Source organism: Clostridium thermobutyricum, from assembly GCF_000371465.1.
GTDB classification, from domain to species: domain Bacteria; phylum Bacillota; class Clostridia; order Clostridiales; family Clostridiaceae; genus Clostridium; species Clostridium thermobutyricum.
This window is the reverse complement of sequence record NZ_KB850956.1, coordinates 1,586,406-1,606,963: the sequence shown is the minus strand read 5'-3', so window position 1 is coordinate 1,606,963 and position 20,558 is coordinate 1,586,406. Positions and strand designations below refer to the sequence as shown.

Genomic DNA, 20,558 nt, shown 5'->3' with positions numbered 1-20,558 from the left:
AATATAGAGATTAAAGAGAACGAGGTAAGAAAATGTTTAATATAGTGGAATATGAAGAAGTAATGCATGAAAAAGATTGTGTTTTTGTAGATGTAAGAAGTCCAAAAGAATATAAAGCTTCTACAATTAAAGGAGCTATAAACATACCAGTACTTCTTGATGATGAGCGTGAAATGGTTGGAACTTTATATGTAAGAAGTAGTGTTGAAGAAGCAAGGACTAAAGGAATAGAATACATAAGTAAAAGATTACCTGAAATTTTTGAACAATTCCAAAGATTATATTCAGTAGAAAAAAAGAAAGTTGTTGTTTTTTGTGCTAGAGGAGGAATGAGAAGTAGTAGTATACATTCTCTTTTATATTCTTTAGGAATAAAGGTATATAAATTAAAAGGTGGATATAGAGAATATAGAAGATATATAAATGAAAATTTCGATAATATTACAAAAAATGTAAAGTTTATAGTATTATATGGTAAAACAGGTGTAGGTAAAACAGAATACTTAAAAGAATTAGAAAGAAGAGGTTTTGATATTTTAGACTTGGAAGGAGCCGCAAATCATAGAGGATCTCTTTTAGGTTCAGTATCTTTAGGTGATTGTAATACACAAAAAACTTTTGAGACAGAAGTTTTCCATAAACTTTTAAATAGAAAAAGCGATATTGTATTTGTTGAAGGTGAAAGCAAAAGAATAGGAAGAATAATAATTCCTGATTTTATTTGGAACAATATGATGAAAGGGGAAAAAATCTGGATTGAAGATTCAATAGAAAATAGATGTGATATTTTAATTAAAGAATATATAAAAGATGAAAATAGTATAAGAGAATTAATAAGAGCATTGGAAAATATAAAAAAATATTTAAGCTATAAAAAAGTTGAAGAGTATAAGAAGATGATAGAAGAAGGAAACTATAAAGAGGCTTGTATAAATCTTATGTTAAATTACTATGATCCAATGTATATGAATGGATTTGGTAAAAAACAATTTATAAAAATTATAGAAAATAAAAATAGAGAAGAAACTCTTTCAAGTATTATAGAAGTATATAATCAAATGATTTAATAATGGAGGAAAATATATATGGAAAATAAAAATTCATATGATGTTACGTCTCTGACATCTTTAGAAAAATTAGAGCCAGTTAGAGTTAGACCAGGAATGTATATTGGGTCAACAGGAACAAAAGGGCTTCATCATTGTGTGTGGGAAATATTAGATAATGCTATAGATGAAATATCAAATGGATATGGTAATAAAGCAACTATAATATTAAATAAAGATAAAAGTGTAACTGTAATGGATAATGGTCGTGGTATACCTACAGGAATACATCCAATAAAGAAAAAAAGTGGAGTAGAAATGGTATATACAGAATTACATACAGGAGGAAAATTTGACAATAAAAATTATAAAACTTCAGGAGGACTTCATGGAGTTGGTGCAGCTGTAGTTAATGCGCTTTCAAAATGGGTAGAAGTTGAAGTTCATCAAAATGGGAAAATATATAAGCAAAGATTTGAATATGCATTTGATAAAGAACTAAATAAGATTATGCCAGGAACTCCAGTAACTGCTTTAGAAGAGATAGGAAAATGTAAGGATACTGGAACTAAAGTAACATTTTTACCTGATAAAGACGTATTCCAAGTAACTGATTTTAAGTTTGACATAATAGATGAAAGGTTACAAGAACTTGCATTTCAAAACAAAGGAATGAGACTTGAGCTTATAGATAATCGTAAAGATGAGGAAATTAAAAAAGAATATTATTCAGAAAGAGGACTTTTAGATTTTATTGAATATTTAAATGAAAGTAAAACACCTCTTCATAAAGATCCAATTTTATTTGAAGGTGGAAAAGAAATTGGAGGAATAGCTATGGAGGGAGAAGTTTGTATGCAATTTACAGATTCTACTACAGATAACATAGCTAGTTATGTTAATAATATTCCTACAACTGAAGCAGGAACTCATGAAACTGGTTTTAAAACTGGAATGACAAGAGCTTTTAAAGAATGGGCAAGAAAACTTGGAATAGTTAAAGAAAAAGAAAAGGATTTTGAAGGTGATGATTTAAGAGAGGGAATGACTGCAATAGTCAGAATAAAGATTTCAAATCCAGTTTTTGAAGGACAAACTAAAACTAAGCTTGGAAATAATGAGGCTTATACTATGATGAATGAGCTTGCTTATACTAAGCTTGGAGAATGGATAGAAGATAATAAAGAATTAGGAACAAAAATAATTAATAATGCACTATCAGCTGCTCAAAGAAGAGAAAAAATTAAAAAAATAAATGAAGCTGAAAAGAAAAAAATAGGAAAAGGTACAGCTCCACTTGCAGGAAAAGTTGCAATTTGTACTGGAAAAGATAAAACTTATAATGAGTTTATTGTTGTAGAGGGAGATTCAGCTGGAGGATCAGTAAAACAAGCAAGAGATAGAAGATTCCAAAGTATAATGCCTTCAAAAGGTAAAATAATGAATACAGAAAAGCAAAAATTAGAAAATGTACTTGCTTCAGAAGAACTTAAAATATTTAATACTGCTCTTGGAACAGGGACATTAGATAACTATAGTGAAGAAGATTTAAAATATAATAAAATAATAATAATGAGTGATGCTGATGTAGATGGATATCATATAAGAACACTTTGGATGACATATGTTTATAGATATATGAGGCCTTTAATTGCAAATGGTCATCTTTATTTAGCTCAGCCTCCTCTTTATAAAGTATATAAAAAAGTTAAAAATAAAGAAGTATTTGAATATGCATATACAGATGAAGAACTAGAAGAGGTTAAAAAGAAAATAGGAAAAGGTGCTTTAATTCAAAGATATAAAGGACTTGGAGAGATGAATCCAGATCAGCTTTGGGATACAACTTTAAATCCAGAAACAAGAACATTACTTCAAGTTACTATTGAAGATGCAGCAAAAGCGGAAAAAATGGTTTCTCTTTTAATGGGAGACATAGTAGAGCCAAGAAGAAAGTATATGTATAAATATGGCGAATTTTAATTAAGAAAGGAATTTTTTATGGCAAAGAAAATAAGTAATACAATACCAATAGATAAAAATATTATAAGAGTGCCTCTTGAAGAAGCAATGCCAGATAACTATCTTCCATATGCAATAGAAGTTGCCAAAGATAGAGCACTTCCAGATGTAAGAGATGGTCTTAAGCCAGTTCATAGAAGAATACTTTACGGGGCTCATATGTTAAAGGCTTTTCCAGATAGACCTTACTATAAATCAGCAAGAATAGTTGGAGATATATTAGGAAAATATCATCCTCATGGAGATACATCAGTATATGATGCTATGGTAATTTTAGCTCAAGATTTTAGCACTAGAAATCCACTTATTGACGGACATGGTAACTGGGGTTCACAAGATGGAGATGGAGCAGCGGCTATGAGATATACAGAAGCTAGGCTTTCAGATATGGCTATGGAAATGCTTAGAGATATAGATAAAGATACAGTAGATATGGTACCTAACTATTCTGATAGTGAAATGGAACCTAAAGTATTGCCAAGTAGATATCCAAATTTACTTGTAAATGGAGCATTTGGTATAGCAGTCGGACTTGCAACTAATATACCTCCACATAATTTAGGAGAAGTAACTGAAGGAATACTTGCATATATAGATAACAATGATATAGATACAAAAGGTCTTATGGAATATATAAAAGGCCCTGATCTTCCAACAGGAGGAATTCTTATAGGGAAGAATTCGCTTCTTTCTGCTTATGAAACTGGAGATGGAAAAGTTAGTTATAGAGCTAAAACAAGTATTGAAACATTAGAAAATGGAAGACTTGGAATAGTAATAAATGAATTTCCATATAGAAGAAATAAAGCAAAAATTCTTCAAACTATATCAGAAATGACAGGTGATAAAAAGCATTCTAAAGTTTTAGAAAGTATTACTGATATTAGAGATGAATCTGATAGAAATGGTATAAGAGCAGTAATAGAATTTAAAAAAGCAGCAGATGAAAAAACAGTAGATAAAGTTTTAAAATATCTTTTTAAGAAAACAGATCTTCAATGTAATATAAGTTTTAATATGGTTGCCTTAGCTGATGGTAAACCTGAGAAAATGGGATTAAAGACTATAATAGAGCACTATGTTACTCATCAAAAAGATATAGTTACAAGAAGAACTAAAAAAGAATTAGAGCTTGCTGAAAAAAGATTTCATATAGTAGAAGGATTTATTAAAGCAATTGATGTTTTAGACCAAGTTATAAAAACTATAAGAGAGTCAAAATCTAAAAAAGATGCTTGTGTAAATTTAATGAATCAATTTGAATTTAGTGAAATACAAGCAAATGCTATCTTAGAAATGATGCTATATAGATTAACTGGACTAGAAATTAATATATACAAAAAAGAATATGCAGAATTAGAAAAAACTATAAAAAGATTAAGAAAAATTTTAAGTAATGAAAAGGAATTGCTTAAAGTTATAAAAAAAGAATTGGTAGAAATTACAGAAAAATATAGAGATAATCGTAGAACAGCTATAATTGAAGATGATAGTGAAGCAAAAATTGATGTAGAAGAATTAGTAGTTGTTGAAGATGTTATGATTACAATGTCAAATGATGGATTTATAAAAAGAATACCTTATAAAAATTACATTAGATCTAATGCAGATGCTAATGAAATTGACTATAGAGAAGGCGATTTCTTAAGATTTTTAATTGAATCTAATACTAGAGATACACTTTTAATATTTACAGATAAGGGGAATATGTATCAAATTAGAGGCATAAATATTCCAGAAGGTAAATGGAAAGATAAAGGTGAAAGAATAGAAAATCTAATTAAAGGATTTAATTTAGATGAAGAAAAGATAATTAATACAATTTCAGTTACTACTTTAAATCAAAATAACTATATTCAATTTATAACTAATACAGGAATGATAAAAAATACTTCTTTAGATAATTTCAAAACAAATTATACTAAACTTCAAGCAATAAAACTTAAAGAAGATGAAGAAGTGGTTAAAGCAACTCTTTTTGAAGGAGAAAATAAAGAAGATTTTTTAAGAGTTAAAACAGCTTTAGGATTGGAATTCCAATTAGAAATTGGAGAAATTAAACATCAACCAAGAAATATTTTAGGAACATATTTATTTAATTTATCAAAAGAAGATAAAGTTATAGAATATGAATATATAAAAGAATTAGAGTTTAAAGAGTTTGGAATAGCATTAGGAAATAAAAATGTATTAAAACTTTCAAGTAGAATTAGTAGAAATGATGAATTAAAAACATATACAGATACATTAAGTGATTTATTATTATTCACAGATAAAGGAAATATGTTTAAAATAAAAACATTTTTAGTTCAAAATGTTATAAAAGAAGATCTTAAATTAAGTGATGTAATAGATGGATTAGAGAAAGATGAAAAAATAATAAAAATAACTTCTATTAAAAATTATACTGAGGAGTTAGGAGTGTATGCTGTAACCAAAAAAGGTATAATAAAGAAAACATCACTTAAGGAATTTGATGGAGATTATGTAACTCAAGGATATTATAAATTAAAATCATCAGATGATAGAGTTATAATGGTTCTAATAAGCCCATTAGAAATAGGAAATATAGTAATGGTAACAAAAAAAGGTGTAACTATTAAGTTCCCAGTTGATGGAGTAAGTGCTATGGGTAAATTTACATCAGGAGTTACAGGAATAACATTAAAAGATGGTGAAGAGGTTGTTTATGCAAAATATATGGAAAATGATGAATATAAACTTTCTGTAACTACTAAAAATAAAAAAGAAGATATAATAATAGTTGGTATGTTAAAACTACAAAATAGAGCAGGAAGAGGTGCAAGTGTAGTTGAACTTACTATTGATGATGAAATAAAATCAGTTCAATTAATAAAATAGAGGTGATGTTTATGAAAAAAGTAGCTGTTTTATTAGCCAATGGATTTGAAGAGATTGAAGCTTTAACAGTTGTAGATATTTTAAGAAGGGCAAATGTAGACTGTAAAATGGTATCAATAAATGATATTGAAGTTCAAGGTTCTCATAAAATATCTGTAAAAGCAGATTGTTTATTAAGTGAAGAAATAAAAAATTATGATATGATAGTTTTACCAGGAGGAATGCCTGGAGCTGCTAATTTAAGAGATAATAAACAAGTAATAGAAATTATACAATCAATGTATAAGAAAGGAAAAAAATTGGCTGCTATTTGTGCAGCACCAATAGTCTTAGAAAGAGCAGGTTTAATAAAAGAGAAAAATGTTACTTCATACCCTAATGCATTAGAAAGAGAAAATGAAGTAAACTATAAAGAAGATAAAGTAGTTATAGATGAAAATATAATAACTAGTAGAGGTCCAGCAACAGCAATGGAATTTTCATATACAATTTTAAGAGAATTAGATTATGAAGATGAAGCGATAAATTTAGAAAAAGGAATGCTTTATAAAATTAGATAGGTGGTAAATAATGAAAGAGAAGTGGCTTTTAAAGAATAAAAAGACAGAATTCCAAAAGTTATCTAATGAGCTTAATGAGGGAAAATTGACATTAAGACTTTTAAGTAATAGAGGAATTGATAGTAAAGAAGCAGCTTCTCTTTTTCTTTATGGAGATATAAATGATATGCATGATAGTTATCTTCTAAAAGATTTAGAGAAGGGTGTAGAAATATTAAAAGATGCAATTAAAAATCAAAAAAGAATTGTTATTTATGGAGATTATGATTGTGACGGAGTTTGTAGTACAGCAACTTTATATAAAGGATTAAAAAAATTAGGTGCTAATTTTACTTATCATATACCAAATAGAGAATCAGAAGGTTATGGTATGAATAAAGAAAGGATAAGAATTCTTAAAGAAGAAGGGGCAGAAATAATATTAACTTGCGATAATGGAATTTCTGCATTCGAAGAAGTAGAGTTAGCAAAAGAATTAGGATTAACAGTAGTTTTAACAGATCATCATGATATACCTATTGTAGATGAAAATGGGGTTAAAACAAAAAAGATGCCTAAAGCAGATGCAGTAATAAATCCTAAGAGAGAAGATTGTAAATATCCTTTTAAAAGTCTTTGTGGAGCAGGAGTAAGCTTTAAACTTATTCAAGCTTTATATAAAGAGTTTGGAATTCAAGGTGAAGAAATAGAACTTTTAGAATGTGTTGGAATAGCAACTGTATGTGATGTTGTTGATCTTTTAGACGAAAATAGAATAATAGTTAAAAAAGCTTTAGAATTAATAAATAATACTAAAAATTTAGGATTAAAAGAGCTTATAAAAATCAAAAACTTAAATGATAAAGAAATAAATGAATATCATTTTGGATTTGTTATAGGGCCTTGTATAAATGCTACAGGAAGATTAGAAATAGCAGACATATCAGTAGAACTTTTAATTACAGAAAATGAGGATAGAGCAAAAAAATTAGCTAAAAAATTAAATGATTTAAATATAACAAGACAAGATTTAACTATAGAAAGTATAGAAAAAGTAACAGAAAAAGTTGAGAAAGAACTTAAAGATGGAGATAAAGTCATAGTAGTTTATGAAAGGACTATACATGAAAGTATTGCAGGAATAGTTGCAGGAAGAATAAGAGAAAGATATAATCTTCCAACTATAGTTTTAACAAAAGGAAAGGATATGCCAAAAGGATCTGGAAGATCTATAGAAGAATACAATATGTTTGAAGAACTTAGTAAGTGTAAAAATTTAATGGAGAAATTTGGTGGACATCCAATGGCAGCAGGTTTATCTTTAAAAGAAGAGAATATAGTAAGATTAAGAAAAGAATTAAATATGAATTGTGAATTAACAGAAGAAGATATAATTCCTAAAACTCATTTAGATACAGCACTTTCTGTAGAATATTTAGACTTTGAAATAATTGAAGAATTAGAGAGAATGCGACCTTTTGGAAAAGGAAATGGAATGCCAAGTTTTGGTGCTAAAAATATTAATGTAAAAAGAGTTATATTTATGGGAAAAGAAAAAAATTTTTTAAGGTTTAAAATATCTATGAAAAATGGTAAAACTATAGATGGAGTAAATTTTACTAAATTTTATGATTTTAAAGAGGCGTATGAAAATGCCTTTGGAGAAGAAGAATTTTTAAAGCTTCAAGATATTGGATACTGTGATTTTAATATGGATATAATTTATTATCCAGAAATAAATGAATTCAATAATGAAAAAACTATTCAATTAGGAATAAAAAGCTTTAGATTTTAGAAAAATTAAGGAGAGGATATTTTTTGAGTAAATACAAGATAATAATGACAGGAGGCGGGACAGCAGGACATGTAACACCAAATCTTGCATTAGTACCAGCTCTTAAAGAATTAGATTTTGAAATAAAATATATTGGTAGTAAAGATGGAATGGAAAAGGATATTATAAAAAAAGAGGGAATTCCTTATTATGGAATATCATCTGGTAAACTTAGAAGATATTTTGATATAAAGAACTTTACTGATCCATTTAAAGTAGCTAAAGGGGTAGCTCAAGCATTAAGAATACTTGGAAAAGAGAAGCCAGACATAATATTTTCAAAAGGAGGATTTGTAACTGTACCAGTAGTAATAGCAGCTTCAATAAAAAAAATTCCTGTTATTGCACATGAATCAGATATGACTCCAGGACTTGCAAATAAACTTGCATCACCATTTTGTGATAAATTATGTGTAACATTTAGAGAAAGCTTAAAACATGTAAAAAATAATAAAGGAATTTTAACTGGAAGCCCAATAAGAAGAGAAATTTTAAAAGGATCAAAAATACTTGGAAAAGAAGCATGTGGGTTTAAAGATGACAAAGATATTATTTTAGCAATGGGAGGAAGTCTAGGAGCTAAAGTAATAAATGATGGAATAAGAGAAAATTTACAAGAATTATTAAAAGATAATAACATAATTCATATATGTGGAAAAGGAAATTTAGATAAAAATTTAGAAGGAATAAATGGTTATAAACAATTTGAATATGTAAGAGAAGAGTTACCTAACTTAATGCAAGCAGCAGATTATATAATTTCCAGAGCTGGGGCAAACTCTATATTTGAATTTTTAGCTTTAAGAAAACCTACTCTTTTAATTCCATTATCAAGAAATCAAAGTAGAGGAGATCAAATATTAAATGCAAATTCATTCAAGAAAGAAGGATTTGCCTTAGCTGTAGAAGAAGAGGAATTAGCTCAAACTGGATTAGTAAAAAATGTGTTAATGTTAAAAAACAGTAAACAAAATTTAATTGACTCTATGAATAAAAGTAATATGAATGACGGAGTTAAAGAGATAATACGCGTTATAACTAGTACTATAGAGAGTAAACGTAAGTAAAATATCGATAAAAGTAAAATGTAAAAAAATACAAAGTATTTTCAAGCAAAACTTGCAAAAATAAAAAAGTGATATATAATAAAGAGGATGGGTAAAACTATAAGAGTAGGTGCAAAATAGTACCTATTTTTATAGGGAAATATTAAAAAAATGTTCTGTGGATAAATATTTTTTTAATGTTAACCATTTATTATTAAATAAAATTAAATTTTACTAACTTAAAGTTTCTTAAAATTGAATTTTATTTATTATAAAAAATTCTAAATAAATGTCGCTTATTTAGAGTTAAATTTTCTAAATTTATAAATTTTTTATAATGAAAGAGGGGTCACGCGATGAGAAAAATGAAAACAATGGACGGTAATACTGCAGCAGCTCATATTTCATATGCTTTTACAGAAGTTGCAGCAATATTCCCAATTACACCATCATCACCAATGGCAGAACACGTAGATGAGTGGGTTGCTAAAGGAATGAAAAACATATTCGGTCAACCAGTAAAGGTTATGGAAATGCAATCAGAAGCAGGTGCTGCTGGAGCAGTTCACGGATCATTACAAGCAGGAGCATTAACAACTACTTACACTGCTTCTCAAGGTTTATTATTAATGATACCAAATATGTATAAAATCTCAGGAGAATTACTTCCAGGAGTATTCCATGTATCAGCTAGAGCATTAGCTACATCTTCATTAAGTATTTTTGGAGATCACCAAGACGTTATGGCAGCAAGACAAACAGGTTTTGCAATGCTTGCAGAAGGTTCAGTTCAAGAAGTAATGGATTTATCAGCAGTTGCTCACTTAGCAGCAATCAAATCAAGAATTCCATTCTTAAACTTCTTTGATGGATTCAGAACTTCACACGAAATACAAAAAGTAGAAGTTATAGAACATGAAGAATTAAAAGAATTAGTTGATTGGGATGCTTTAAATGCTTTCAGAGCAAATGCATTAAACCCAAGTCATCCAGTAACAAGAGGAACAGCTCAAAACCCAGATATCTACTTCCAAACAAGAGAAGCAGTTAATAAATTCTACAATGCAGTTCCAGATATTGTTGAAGGATACATGGCTGAAATAACTAAATTAACAGGAAGAGAATACCACTGTTTCGATTACTATGGAGCAAAAGATGCAGACAGAGTTATCGTAGCTATGGGATCAGTTACAGATGTATGTGAAGAAACTGTTGATTACTTAAATGCTAACGGACAAAAAGTTGGGGTAGTTAAAGTAAGACTTTATAGACCATTTGATGTTAAGAGATTAAAAGCAGCTATACCAACAACAGTTAAGAAAATTGCTGTTTTAGATAAAACTAAAGAACCAGGATCAGCAGGAGAACCATTATACTTAGATGTTAAGAGTGCATTCTATGGTGATGAAAATGCTCCAGTAATCGTTGGTGGAAGATTCGGACTAGGATCAAAAGACCCTAACCCATCACATATTGCTGCAGTATATGAAAACTTAACTAAAGTAGAACCAAAAGATGGATTCACACTTGCAATTAATGATGATGTAACAAATACTTCATTAGAAGTACATGAAGATATAGATGCAACTCCAGAAGGAACTACTGCATGTAAGTTCTGGGGACTTGGATCAGATGGTACTGTTGGTGCTAACAAAAGTGCTATCAAAATTATCGGTGACCACACTGACATGTATGCTCAAGGATACTTTGCATACGATTCAAAAAAATCTGGTGGTATAACAGTATCACACTTAAGATTTGGTAAAAAAGCAATCAAATCTCCTTATTTAATTGATAAAGCTGATTTTGTTGCATGTCACAACCAAGCTTATGTTCACAAATATAATGTTCTAGATGGATTAAAGAAAAATGGAACATTCTTATTAAATACAATATGGACACCAGAAGAAGTAGAAGAACACTTACCAGGATCTTATAAGAGATATATAGCTGAAAACAACATTAAGTTCTACACTTTAAATGCTGTTGCTATAGCTCAAGAAATTGGATTAGGTGGAAGAATCAACATGATAATGCAATCAGCTTTCTTCAAGTTAGCTAACATTATCCCAGTTGAAGATGCAGTTAAATACTTAAAAGATGCTGTTGTTACTTCATACGGTAAAAAAGGTCAAAAAGTTGTTGATATGAACAATGCTGCTATAGATAAAGGAATTGAATCAATAGTAGAAATAAATGTACCAGCTTCATGGAAAGACGCTAAAGACGAAGTTGTAGAAGATCACCACAAGAAAACTGAATTTGTTAAGAATATAGTTGATCCAATGAACAAACAAGAAGGATTTGATTTACCAGTTTCAACATTAATGGATATGGTAGACGGTACTTTTGAAGCAGGAACTGCTGCTTATGAAAAAAGAGGAATCGCTGTTAATGTTCCTGAATGGGATGCTGATAAGTGTATTCAATGTAACCAATGTGCTGTAGTATGTCCTCATGCTGCTATAAGACCATTCTTATTCAATGCATCAGAAAAAGCTAATGCACCTGAAGGAATGACTATAGTTCCAGCTAAAGGAATTAAATCAGAAGAAGAAATGGGATACAGAATCCAAGTTACTCCACTTGATTGTACAGGATGTAGCTGTTGTGCTGTAGCTTGTCCAGCACCAGGAAAAGCACTTGTTATGAAACCAGCTCACACTCAAGAAGCTGAAATAGCTAACTGGGATTACGCTATAGAAAAAGTTTCAGCAAAAGCTAATCCAATGAAGAAAACAACTTTAAAAGGAAGCCAATTCGAGCAACCATTACTTGAGTTCTCAGGAGCTTGTGCTGGATGTGGAGAAACTGCATATGCTAAAATGGTAACTCAATTATTTGGAGATAGAATGATGATAGCAAACGCTACTGGATGTTCATCAATTTGGGGAGGATCAGCTCCTGCTACTCCATATACAGTTAACCACAAAGGATTCGGTCCAGCTTGGGCAAACTCATTATTTGAAGATAATGCTGAATTCGGATTAGGTATGTTCTTAGGAGCTAAGACTATAAGAGAAAGACTTGTAGAAAAAGCTACAGAAGCTGTAAAAGTATTAACTGGTGAAGCTAAAGAAGCTTTAGAAGCTTGGTTAAGCCAAGTAGAAGTTGGTGAAGGAACTAGAGAAAGAGCTGATAGAGTTGTAGCTGCTTTAGAAGGTTCAGATAATCAATTAGCTAAAGAAATCTTAGCTGAAAAAGACTTCTTAATCAAACCATCACAATGGATATTTGGAGGAGACGGATGGGCTTATGACATCGGATTCGGTGGAGTTGACCATGTTCTTGCTTCAGGTGAAGATATAAATATATTCGTATTTGATACAGAAATTTATTCAAATACAGGTGGTCAATCATCAAAATCTACTCCAACTGCTGCAATAGCTAAATTTGCTGCTGCTGGTAAGAGAACTAAGAAGAAAGATTTAGGAATGATCGCAATGTCTTACGGATATGTATATGTTGCACAAGTTTCAATGGGAGCTGATAAGAACCAAGTTCTTAAAGCTATAGCTGAAGCTGAAGCGTATCCAGGACCATCATTAATTATAGGTTATGCTCCATGTATTAGCCACGGAATTAAGATTGGTATGGGTAACAGCTTAGTAGAAGCTAAAAAAGCTGTTGATTGTGGATACTGGCAATTATACAGATTTAACCCAGCATTAAAAGATGAAGGTAAAAATCCATTCACTTTAGATTCAAAAGAACCAACTGGAGACTTCAAAGAATTCTTAATGGGAGAAGTTAGATATGCTTCACTTGCTAAAGCATTCCCAGAAGCTGCAGAAGCACTATTTGAAAAAACTTACAAAGATGCAATGGAAAGATTAGAAGGTTACAAAAAGTTAGCTGGAAAATAATCTTTAATATATAAAGAACCTAGATTATAATCTAGGTTCTTTTTTTATTCAAATCTAAAGTTAAATGAAATTTTAGAACTTAATATGGAAAATATGAATTTAATTGGATTTATTAAGAAAAAAATCACCTATAAAAGATTAAAAATTAAATAAATTACTTTTAATTTTTATTGTTTAAGGGTAGAATTATAACATAAAGGAAAACAAGGAGGAATTCAATATGGATAAAGAATTAAATAAATGTGGATGCCATGGAGAAGAAAAAGAAGGATGTGGATGTGGTGGAAACCATGAACACGGAGAAGGATGTGGATGTGGAAACCATGGTCATGAACATGATCACGAATGTGGATGTGGAGAACATGAACACGAACACTTCGTTGTAGATTTAGTTGATGATGAAGGTAATGAAATTTCTTGCCCTATTATAGATGCTTTTGAATTTGAAGGTAATGAATATGTATTAGCTCAAAATCCAGAAGATGATTCTGTATTTATGTTCAGAGCTGAAGATGAGGAATTAGTAGTTCCAGAAGAAGAAGAATTTGATAGAGTAGCTAAACACTATAATGAAACATTAGCAGCAGAATAATATTTTAAAGAGAGTGGTATTTGCCACTCTCTTTTTGTGAAAAAATGTAAAATAATTGATTTACATTAGATATTAATAATGGTATATTCTATATAGAGAAAAGGAAGGTGTTAAGTTATGAAATATGCTGATTTACATATTCATTCTTCCTATTCAGATGGCAAACTTACACCAGAGGAAATAATAAAGTTATCAATAGATAAAGGCGTTAAATATATATCTATAACTGATCATGACTCTATAGATTCTCAATATATTCTAGAAAAAGACTTTAAAGATATAGAAATAATTTCTGGGATAGAACTTAGTACAGAAATTAATGAATTAGAAATCCATTTACTTGGATATTTTATAAATTATAAAGATGAGCTTTTGATAGAAAGAGTTAATAAATTGAAAGAAGAAAGAGCTAATAGGGCAAGGAAAATTTGTTATAAACTACAGAAATTTGATATATATATAGATGTTGAAAAACTTATATCAGAAAATTCATCAGTTGGAAGGGCACATATTGCTAATGAAATTGTGAAATGTGGTTATGAAGATAACTTTAAAGTAGCATTTAATAAATATCTAGTTAAGGGTAAGGAAGCTTATGAAAAAGGAAGAAAGCTAACATATAAAGAAGCAATACAATTAATAAAAGAAAGTGGTGGAGTTCCTGTAATTGCTCATCCAGGTAAAATATATAGAGCTATGGATATAGAAAAAATAATAAGAGAACTTAAATGTTATGGACTTATGGGTGTAGAAGTATATCATCCAAGTCATAGTAAAGAACAAACAAATTTTCTATATAATATAAGTAAGAAATATAAGCTTATTATTACTGGAGGAAGTGATTTTCATGATTTAAATTCTGATGGAGTAATAATAGGTAGTCAAGGAGTAAATGAGATTTTATTAAATAAACTTTTAAATAGTAATTAAATATAGAAGGGAATGTAAGGTATGGAATTTTCAAAAAAAGCAATGGAGATAGCACCATCTATAACATTAAATATAACTGCAAAAGCAAAGGAATTAAAAGCAAAAGGAATAGATATTGTTAGCTTTGGAGCAGGAGAGCCAGATTTTAATACTCCTAAAAATATAATAAATAAAGCTATTTTAGCTATGGAAGAAGGAAAAACTAAATATACAGCTACATCAGGTATACAAGAGTTAAAAGAAGCTATAGTTAAAAAGTTTAAAACAGATAATGATTTAGAATATAAAACTTCACAAATAATAGTAAGCACAGGTGCTAAACAATGCCTTGCAAATGCATTTTTGGCAATTTTAAACAAAGGTGATGAAGTTATAGTACCAGTGCCATATTGGGTTAGTTATCCAGAATTAATAAAATTAGCAGATGGTGTTCCTGTATATGTTAATACAGGAAAGGAAAATGATTATAAATTTACTGTAGAAAAATTAAAAGAAGCTTTAACAGATAAAACAAAAGGAATAATATTAAATAGTCCTAATAATCCTACAGGAACTGTATATTCAAAAAATGAGCTTATAGAAATAGCTAAATTTGCAGAAGAAAATAATCTTATAATTATATCAGATGAAATTTATGAAAAATTAGTTTATGAAGGAGAAAAACACATAAGTATAGCATCTCTTTCAAATTATGCTTATATGAATTCAATAGTTATAAATGGATTATCTAAATCAAGTGCAATGACTGGATGGAGAATAGGTTATGCTGCTGGATGCGAAGAGGTTATAAAACTTATGACAAGTATACAAAGTCATATGACATCTAATACTAATTCTATAACTCAATATGCATCAGTAGAAGCTCTAAATGGTCCAAAAGATGAATTGGATAAAATGATAAAAGAATTTGATAAGAGAAGAAAATATATGATAGATAAATTAACATCTATAAAAGATATAAGTATAATAAGACCAAAAGGTGCTTTTTATGTTATGGTGGATATTAGTAAGTATTATGGAAAAAAATTTAATGATGAAGAAATAAATGATTCACTTACATTCTCAAAAATTCTTTTAGAAAATAAAGATACAGCTGTAATACCTGGGATAGGATTTGGATTAGACCAATATATTAGATTATCTTATGCTATTTCTATTGAAAATATAGAAAAAGGATTAAATAGAATTGAAAAGTTTTTAAGTGAATTAAAATGATGATATTTTAAATACATTAAAGTATAGTTCCTATCTATGCTTTAATGTATTTTTTTGTTTAATAAATTAAAATTTATTATATAATAATATAGGATATTATATTAGAAAGGATTAAATAAATGATGAAAAGATTAGCAATATTTGATGTAGATTTCACAATAACTAGAAAAGAAACTTTAATGCAATTTTTTGCTTATATGATAAAAAAAGATAAAAAAAATTTAAAATTTTTGCCTAGAGCAATATTTTCAGGTTTAATGTATGGAATAAAAATTTATGATGAAAAAAGAGTTAAAGAAAGTTTTTTAAAATTCATAGAAGGAATTGAAGAAAAGAGGCTTGCAGAAGAAGTAAAAGATTTTTATAAAAATAGATTAAGTAGTATTCTTTATAAGGATGCTATTAATATGATTAAAAAGTTAAAAAATGAAGGTTTAGATGTATATTTAATATCAGCTTCTCCGGAGTTTTATTTAAATGAATTTTATAATATAAAAGAAGTTGATCACATTATAGGAACTAAATTTAAATTTGAAAATGGAAAATTTAAAAGAGAGATGGATGGATTAAATTGTAAAGGAAATGAAAAAGTAATTAGATTAAAAAAATATTTGAAGGAAAATAATATAGAAGTTGATTTTAAAAATTCATATATGTTTTCAGATTCTTTAAGTGATAAGCCATTGTTAGATTTAGTTGGAAATCCTTATTTGATAAATTTCAAAAGAAATAGTGATATTAAAATATTGAATTGGAAATAAAAGAAAGAATAATGTATAAATAGTTAATAAAAAATTACTAATTTGACATAAATATGATATACTAAAGGAGAATAATTACAATTGAGGTAGTATATCATGAATTCAAAAAATATTTGTATAGAAAATAAAGCTTTTGAATATAAAGAAATTATAACAATAGATATAAGTAAATATAATTTAGACTCTCTTATATTAAAATGCAAAGATAATATTACAGTTTTAATAAATGAAAAAAAGGTAGTAGGAAATATAAGAGTAAATAAAGAAGATAAAATAATATGTATTTTAAATAATGAGACTCCAAAAAGAAATTTAAAATTAAAAGTAAGAAATAATAATTTAGAAGTTTTAGGAGAAATTACTTATAAAGATTCTATAAAATATAAATTATGTGAAAGATTAAATAATGGATTTTTAGAGGTGTTTCTAAAAGAAGATAAGATTATAAAAGCTAATAGGTATACACTAGAAGAAGTTTTATTTATTTTAAATAAATATGGAATAAAAATAGGAATACAAAATGAGAATATACAAAAATTATTAGATAAAAATGATATGAAACTATCAGGGATTTTTGCTCTTGGAGTAAATTCTATAAATGATAATGATGATATAGTAAAATCTTTATTTTTTAAAGAAAATAAAATTGTAAACGATAGAATTGATTATAGAAATAAAAATAATATTAATATGGTTAGAAAAGGGGAATGTATAGGTAAAATAATTAGAGGTGAATTAGGTAAAGATGGACAAGATGTATATGGAGAAATAATACATCGTAAAATTAAAAAGACTTCAAAGATAATTTGTAAAAATGGCTGTTATATAAAGGGGGATGAAATTATAGCAACTATTGATGGAAAATTTGATTATAAAAAGAATACATTTAATGTTTCAAAAGTATTGGAAATTAATAAAGATATTAATATGGAAAGTGGAAATGTACAATTTCTAGGGAACTTGTGTATAAATGGAAATATAGGTATTGGAATGACTGTAGCTTCTGGAGATACTATGATTATAAAAGGAAATGCAGAAAGTGCTAAAGTAGTTTCAAAAAAGGATGCTTTTATTGATGGGAGTGTAATTCAATCAACTATATTAGTTGGAGTCAAAGATGAAAATTTATTAGAGTATATAGAGAATTTAAAAGTATTAAAAAATAAAATAAGTATTTTAAAAGAATACTCAGAACAATTAATTAATAATAATAGAAATCTTATAAGTAAAGGATATGGAAGTATTCTTAAAGTAATAATTGATAAAAAATTATTAGATTTTAATAAAGTATTATTTAAAGTATTAAGTTACAAAAATAAAAATGAAGATATTTTAGATTTGATACGGAAAAAATTTATGGGAACTGGAATTCTTACAATAAAAAATAAAAAAGAATTATATAAAATAATATCTTTATTGGAAAATGAAATAAAAAATAGAGAAGAATTTATAAAAGAAAAATGGAATTTAACAATAGGATATGCACAAGATACTAAAATAGAATGCTCAGGAGATATTATTTTTACTGGGAAAGGTGAATATATATCAAAAATAAGAGCAGGAGGGGATGTTAAATTTCTCTTAGAAAATTCTGTTGTAAGAGGTGGAAGTATTACTGCAGAAGGAAGTATAACTTGTAAAACAGTAGGAAGTAGTGGAGGAGCTACTACAATACTTAAAGCTGGAGAAAAAGGTAAAATAATTGGAGATATTGTATATAGAAATACAATAATTAAATTTGGTAATAAAAGCATTGCAATAGATAAAGATAGCAAAAATTTAAAAGCTTTTATGAATAATGGGGAAATAGAAATAGAAAAATTAAATTTATAGGAGTGATTACTTTGGATCAAAATTTAAAAATACTAATATTTAGTCTAAATAATGAGAGTTTTTCAACTGATATAAATCAAGTAGAAAGAATAATAGGTTATGAAGAACCAACACCACTTCCAGAAACACCGAATTTTGTTCAAGGAGTAATTAAACATGAAGATAAAATAGTACCTATAATAAATATGAATAAAAAATTTGGATTTGTTGAAAAAAATGATGAAAATAAAAAAATAATAATAATAAAAAGAGATGAAAATAAATTTGGAATAATAGTTGATAATGTTTATGAAGTTAAAGATGTTCAAGAATCACTTTTAGAGGAAGCTCCAGAAATAACTATTGGGATAGGAAGAAAGTATATAAAAGGGCTTATAAAACTTGATGAAAGGATAGTTATATTATTAGATTTAGATAAAATTCTTAAGAAGGAAGAAGAAGAGTCTATATTTTAGGAGGAAAAATGATAGTCGAACAAGTTAAAGTAGGAATTGCTGATTATAAAATTGTAAAAGCACCTAAAAAGATAATGACTATTGGATTAGGTTCATGTGTAGGAATTTGTATATATGATACAAAAACAAAAGTTGTTGGACTTGCTCATATAATGTTATCAGATAGTAAAAGATTTAAGAATATTGATAATGAAAAAAAATTTGCTGACTTGGCTATTCCAAAATTAGTAAATGAAATGATAGATCTTGGTTGTGAAAGAAGTAATTTAATAGCAAAAATAGCTGGTGGAGCATCAATGTTTAATTTTAGTGATTCTAAAATGATAAGTGATATAGGGAAAAGAAATGGAATAGCAGTACGAGAATCCTTGAAAAAGGAAAAAATAGATATCGTTGCAGAAGATATTGGAGGAAATAAAGGAAGAACAATGATAGTAGATTCCTTAACAGGAAAGGTTAATTTAAGAATAGTTGGAGAAGGTATAAAAGAATTATGAGGAGGATATATTTATGAAAAATATTAAAAAAGTTATAGTCATAGATGAATCAGCCTTTATAAGAGGAAAAATTTGTGAATTTATAAATAAAACTAATAATTTTAAAATTATAAATAGATTTAGAAATGTTAAAATGTATGTGAAACAAATAATAAAATCTGAACCAGATTTAATTATATTAGATTTAAATGAAGAAGAAGCTGATAAATTAGATATGATTCAAGAAAATATTCTAAGTGAAATAGATACAAATATATTAGTTATAAGTAAGTCAGATGAAAAAGAATTTTTAAAAAATTCTAAATTTGAAAATTATAAAAATACATATTTTATAAAAAATGTGTGTGACTTTACAATAGATGGAATTAAAGTGATAGAAAAAGAACTTATAAGTAAAATTGAAGCTTGTATTAATAGTGAACATAAGAGAAATTATATAGATAAAGTTAATTTATTTAATAAGCAACATATAAAAAAGAATATAGATGTCGTATTAATTGGAGCTTCAACAGGAGGACCAAGGGCACTGACCAAAGTTTTGACAAGTATAAAAAGAAAAATAAACAGACCTATTTTAATTGTTCAACATATGCCAACTGGTTTTACAAAATCTTTTGCTGAAAGATTAAATAAATCATGTTTAAATTTTATAGTAGTTGAAGCAGAAGATGGAATGAATATAGAAAATGATAAAGTATATATAGCAAAAGGTGGAATACATATGTGTATTTCAGAAGATAAGAAAATTATTTTTGATGATAGTAATTCAATTTGGGGAGTAAAGCCTGCTGTAGATAAGCTATTCTTATCTGCTTCTAAAGTATATAAAGGAAATATACTTGCTTGTATTTTAACTGGTATGGGGAAAGATGGAGCAGATGGAATAGTTAAAATAAAAGAATTAGGTGGAACAATAATTGCTGAAAGTGAAAAAACAGCATTAATCTATGGAATGCCAAAAGCTGCAATAGAAACAGGAAAAGTGGATTATATATTAGAAATAGAACAAATAGGAGTTAAAATAGGAGAATTATTAGAGGATAATGAGTAATTAGGAGGA

The 20,558-nt window shown here is 27.8% G+C and carries 15 protein-coding genes; all 15 read left to right on the top strand.

The window, feature by feature from the left end:
• Positions 1 to 32 precede the first annotated feature (32 nt).
• The 15 genes from mnmH (at position 33) to HMPREF1092_RS07415 (ending at position 20,549) form a co-directional block, all read left to right on the top strand.
• Complete coding sequence (gene mnmH / locus HMPREF1092_RS07485; RefSeq protein ID WP_002598044.1) at positions 33 to 1,067, top strand: tRNA 2-selenouridine(34) synthase MnmH; 1,035 nt, start codon at positions 33 to 35, stop codon at positions 1,065 to 1,067.
• Between the two features lie 18 nt (positions 1,068 to 1,085).
• On the top strand, positions 1,086 to 3,029 hold the full coding sequence (locus HMPREF1092_RS07480) for a DNA gyrase/topoisomerase IV subunit B (RefSeq protein ID WP_002598043.1): 1,944 nt from the start codon (positions 1,086 to 1,088) through the stop codon (positions 3,027 to 3,029).
• Between the two features lie 18 nt (positions 3,030 to 3,047).
• Positions 3,048 to 5,930, top strand: a complete 2,883-nt coding sequence (locus tag HMPREF1092_RS07475) for a DNA topoisomerase IV subunit A (RefSeq protein ID WP_002598042.1) — start codon at positions 3,048 to 3,050, stop codon at positions 5,928 to 5,930.
• Between the two features lie 11 nt (positions 5,931 to 5,941).
• Entirely contained in the window at positions 5,942 to 6,490 is a 549-nt protein-coding gene (locus tag HMPREF1092_RS07470; protein WP_002598041.1) for a DJ-1 family glyoxalase III, read from the top strand.
• A gap of 10 nt (positions 6,491 to 6,500) precedes the next feature.
• Positions 6,501 to 8,264 carry a single-stranded-DNA-specific exonuclease RecJ gene (gene recJ / locus HMPREF1092_RS07465; RefSeq protein WP_002598040.1) on the top strand — a complete coding sequence of 588 codons (1,764 nt, stop codon included), beginning with the start codon at positions 6,501 to 6,503 and terminating at the stop codon, positions 8,262 to 8,264.
• A 23-nt stretch (positions 8,265 to 8,287) separates the two neighbouring features.
• Entirely contained in the window at positions 8,288 to 9,370 is a 1,083-nt protein-coding gene (locus HMPREF1092_RS07460; RefSeq protein WP_002598039.1) for an undecaprenyldiphospho-muramoylpentapeptide beta-N-acetylglucosaminyltransferase, read from the top strand.
• Between the two features lie 335 nt (positions 9,371 to 9,705).
• Positions 9,706 to 13,215, top strand: coding sequence for a pyruvate:ferredoxin (flavodoxin) oxidoreductase (gene nifJ / locus HMPREF1092_RS07455; protein WP_002598038.1), 3,510 nt, complete (start codon positions 9,706 to 9,708; stop codon positions 13,213 to 13,215).
• Positions 13,216 to 13,435: 220 nt separating this feature from the next.
• On the top strand, positions 13,436 to 13,807 hold the full coding sequence (locus HMPREF1092_RS07450) for a DUF1292 domain-containing protein (protein ID WP_002598037.1): 372 nt from the start codon (positions 13,436 to 13,438) through the stop codon (positions 13,805 to 13,807).
• A 117-nt stretch (positions 13,808 to 13,924) separates the two neighbouring features.
• The gene (locus HMPREF1092_RS07445) at positions 13,925 to 14,737 is read left to right on the top strand and encodes a PHP domain-containing protein (RefSeq protein ID WP_002598036.1); all 813 of its coding nucleotides are present in this window, start codon (positions 13,925 to 13,927) and stop codon (positions 14,735 to 14,737) included.
• A 21-nt stretch (positions 14,738 to 14,758) separates the two neighbouring features.
• On the top strand, positions 14,759 to 15,952 hold the full coding sequence (locus HMPREF1092_RS07440) for a pyridoxal phosphate-dependent aminotransferase (protein ID WP_002598035.1): 1,194 nt from the start codon (positions 14,759 to 14,761) through the stop codon (positions 15,950 to 15,952).
• 122 nt (positions 15,953 to 16,074) lie between these two features.
• Entirely contained in the window at positions 16,075 to 16,713 is a 639-nt protein-coding gene (locus tag HMPREF1092_RS07435; RefSeq protein WP_040414069.1) for an HAD-IB family hydrolase, read from the top strand.
• 96 nt (positions 16,714 to 16,809) lie between these two features.
• Entirely contained in the window at positions 16,810 to 18,546 is a 1,737-nt protein-coding gene (locus tag HMPREF1092_RS07430) for a FapA family protein (protein WP_002598033.1), read from the top strand.
• A gap of 5 nt (positions 18,547 to 18,551) precedes the next feature.
• Complete coding sequence (locus HMPREF1092_RS07425) at positions 18,552 to 19,001, top strand: chemotaxis protein CheW (protein ID WP_040414067.1); 450 nt, start codon at positions 18,552 to 18,554, stop codon at positions 18,999 to 19,001.
• Between the two features lie 8 nt (positions 19,002 to 19,009).
• Positions 19,010 to 19,498, top strand: a complete 489-nt coding sequence (locus HMPREF1092_RS07420) for a hypothetical protein (protein ID WP_002598031.1) — start codon at positions 19,010 to 19,012, stop codon at positions 19,496 to 19,498.
• A gap of 13 nt (positions 19,499 to 19,511) precedes the next feature.
• Complete coding sequence (locus HMPREF1092_RS07415; RefSeq protein WP_002598030.1) at positions 19,512 to 20,549, top strand: chemotaxis protein CheB; 1,038 nt, start codon at positions 19,512 to 19,514, stop codon at positions 20,547 to 20,549.
• The last annotated feature ends 9 nt before the right edge of the window (positions 20,550 to 20,558 follow it).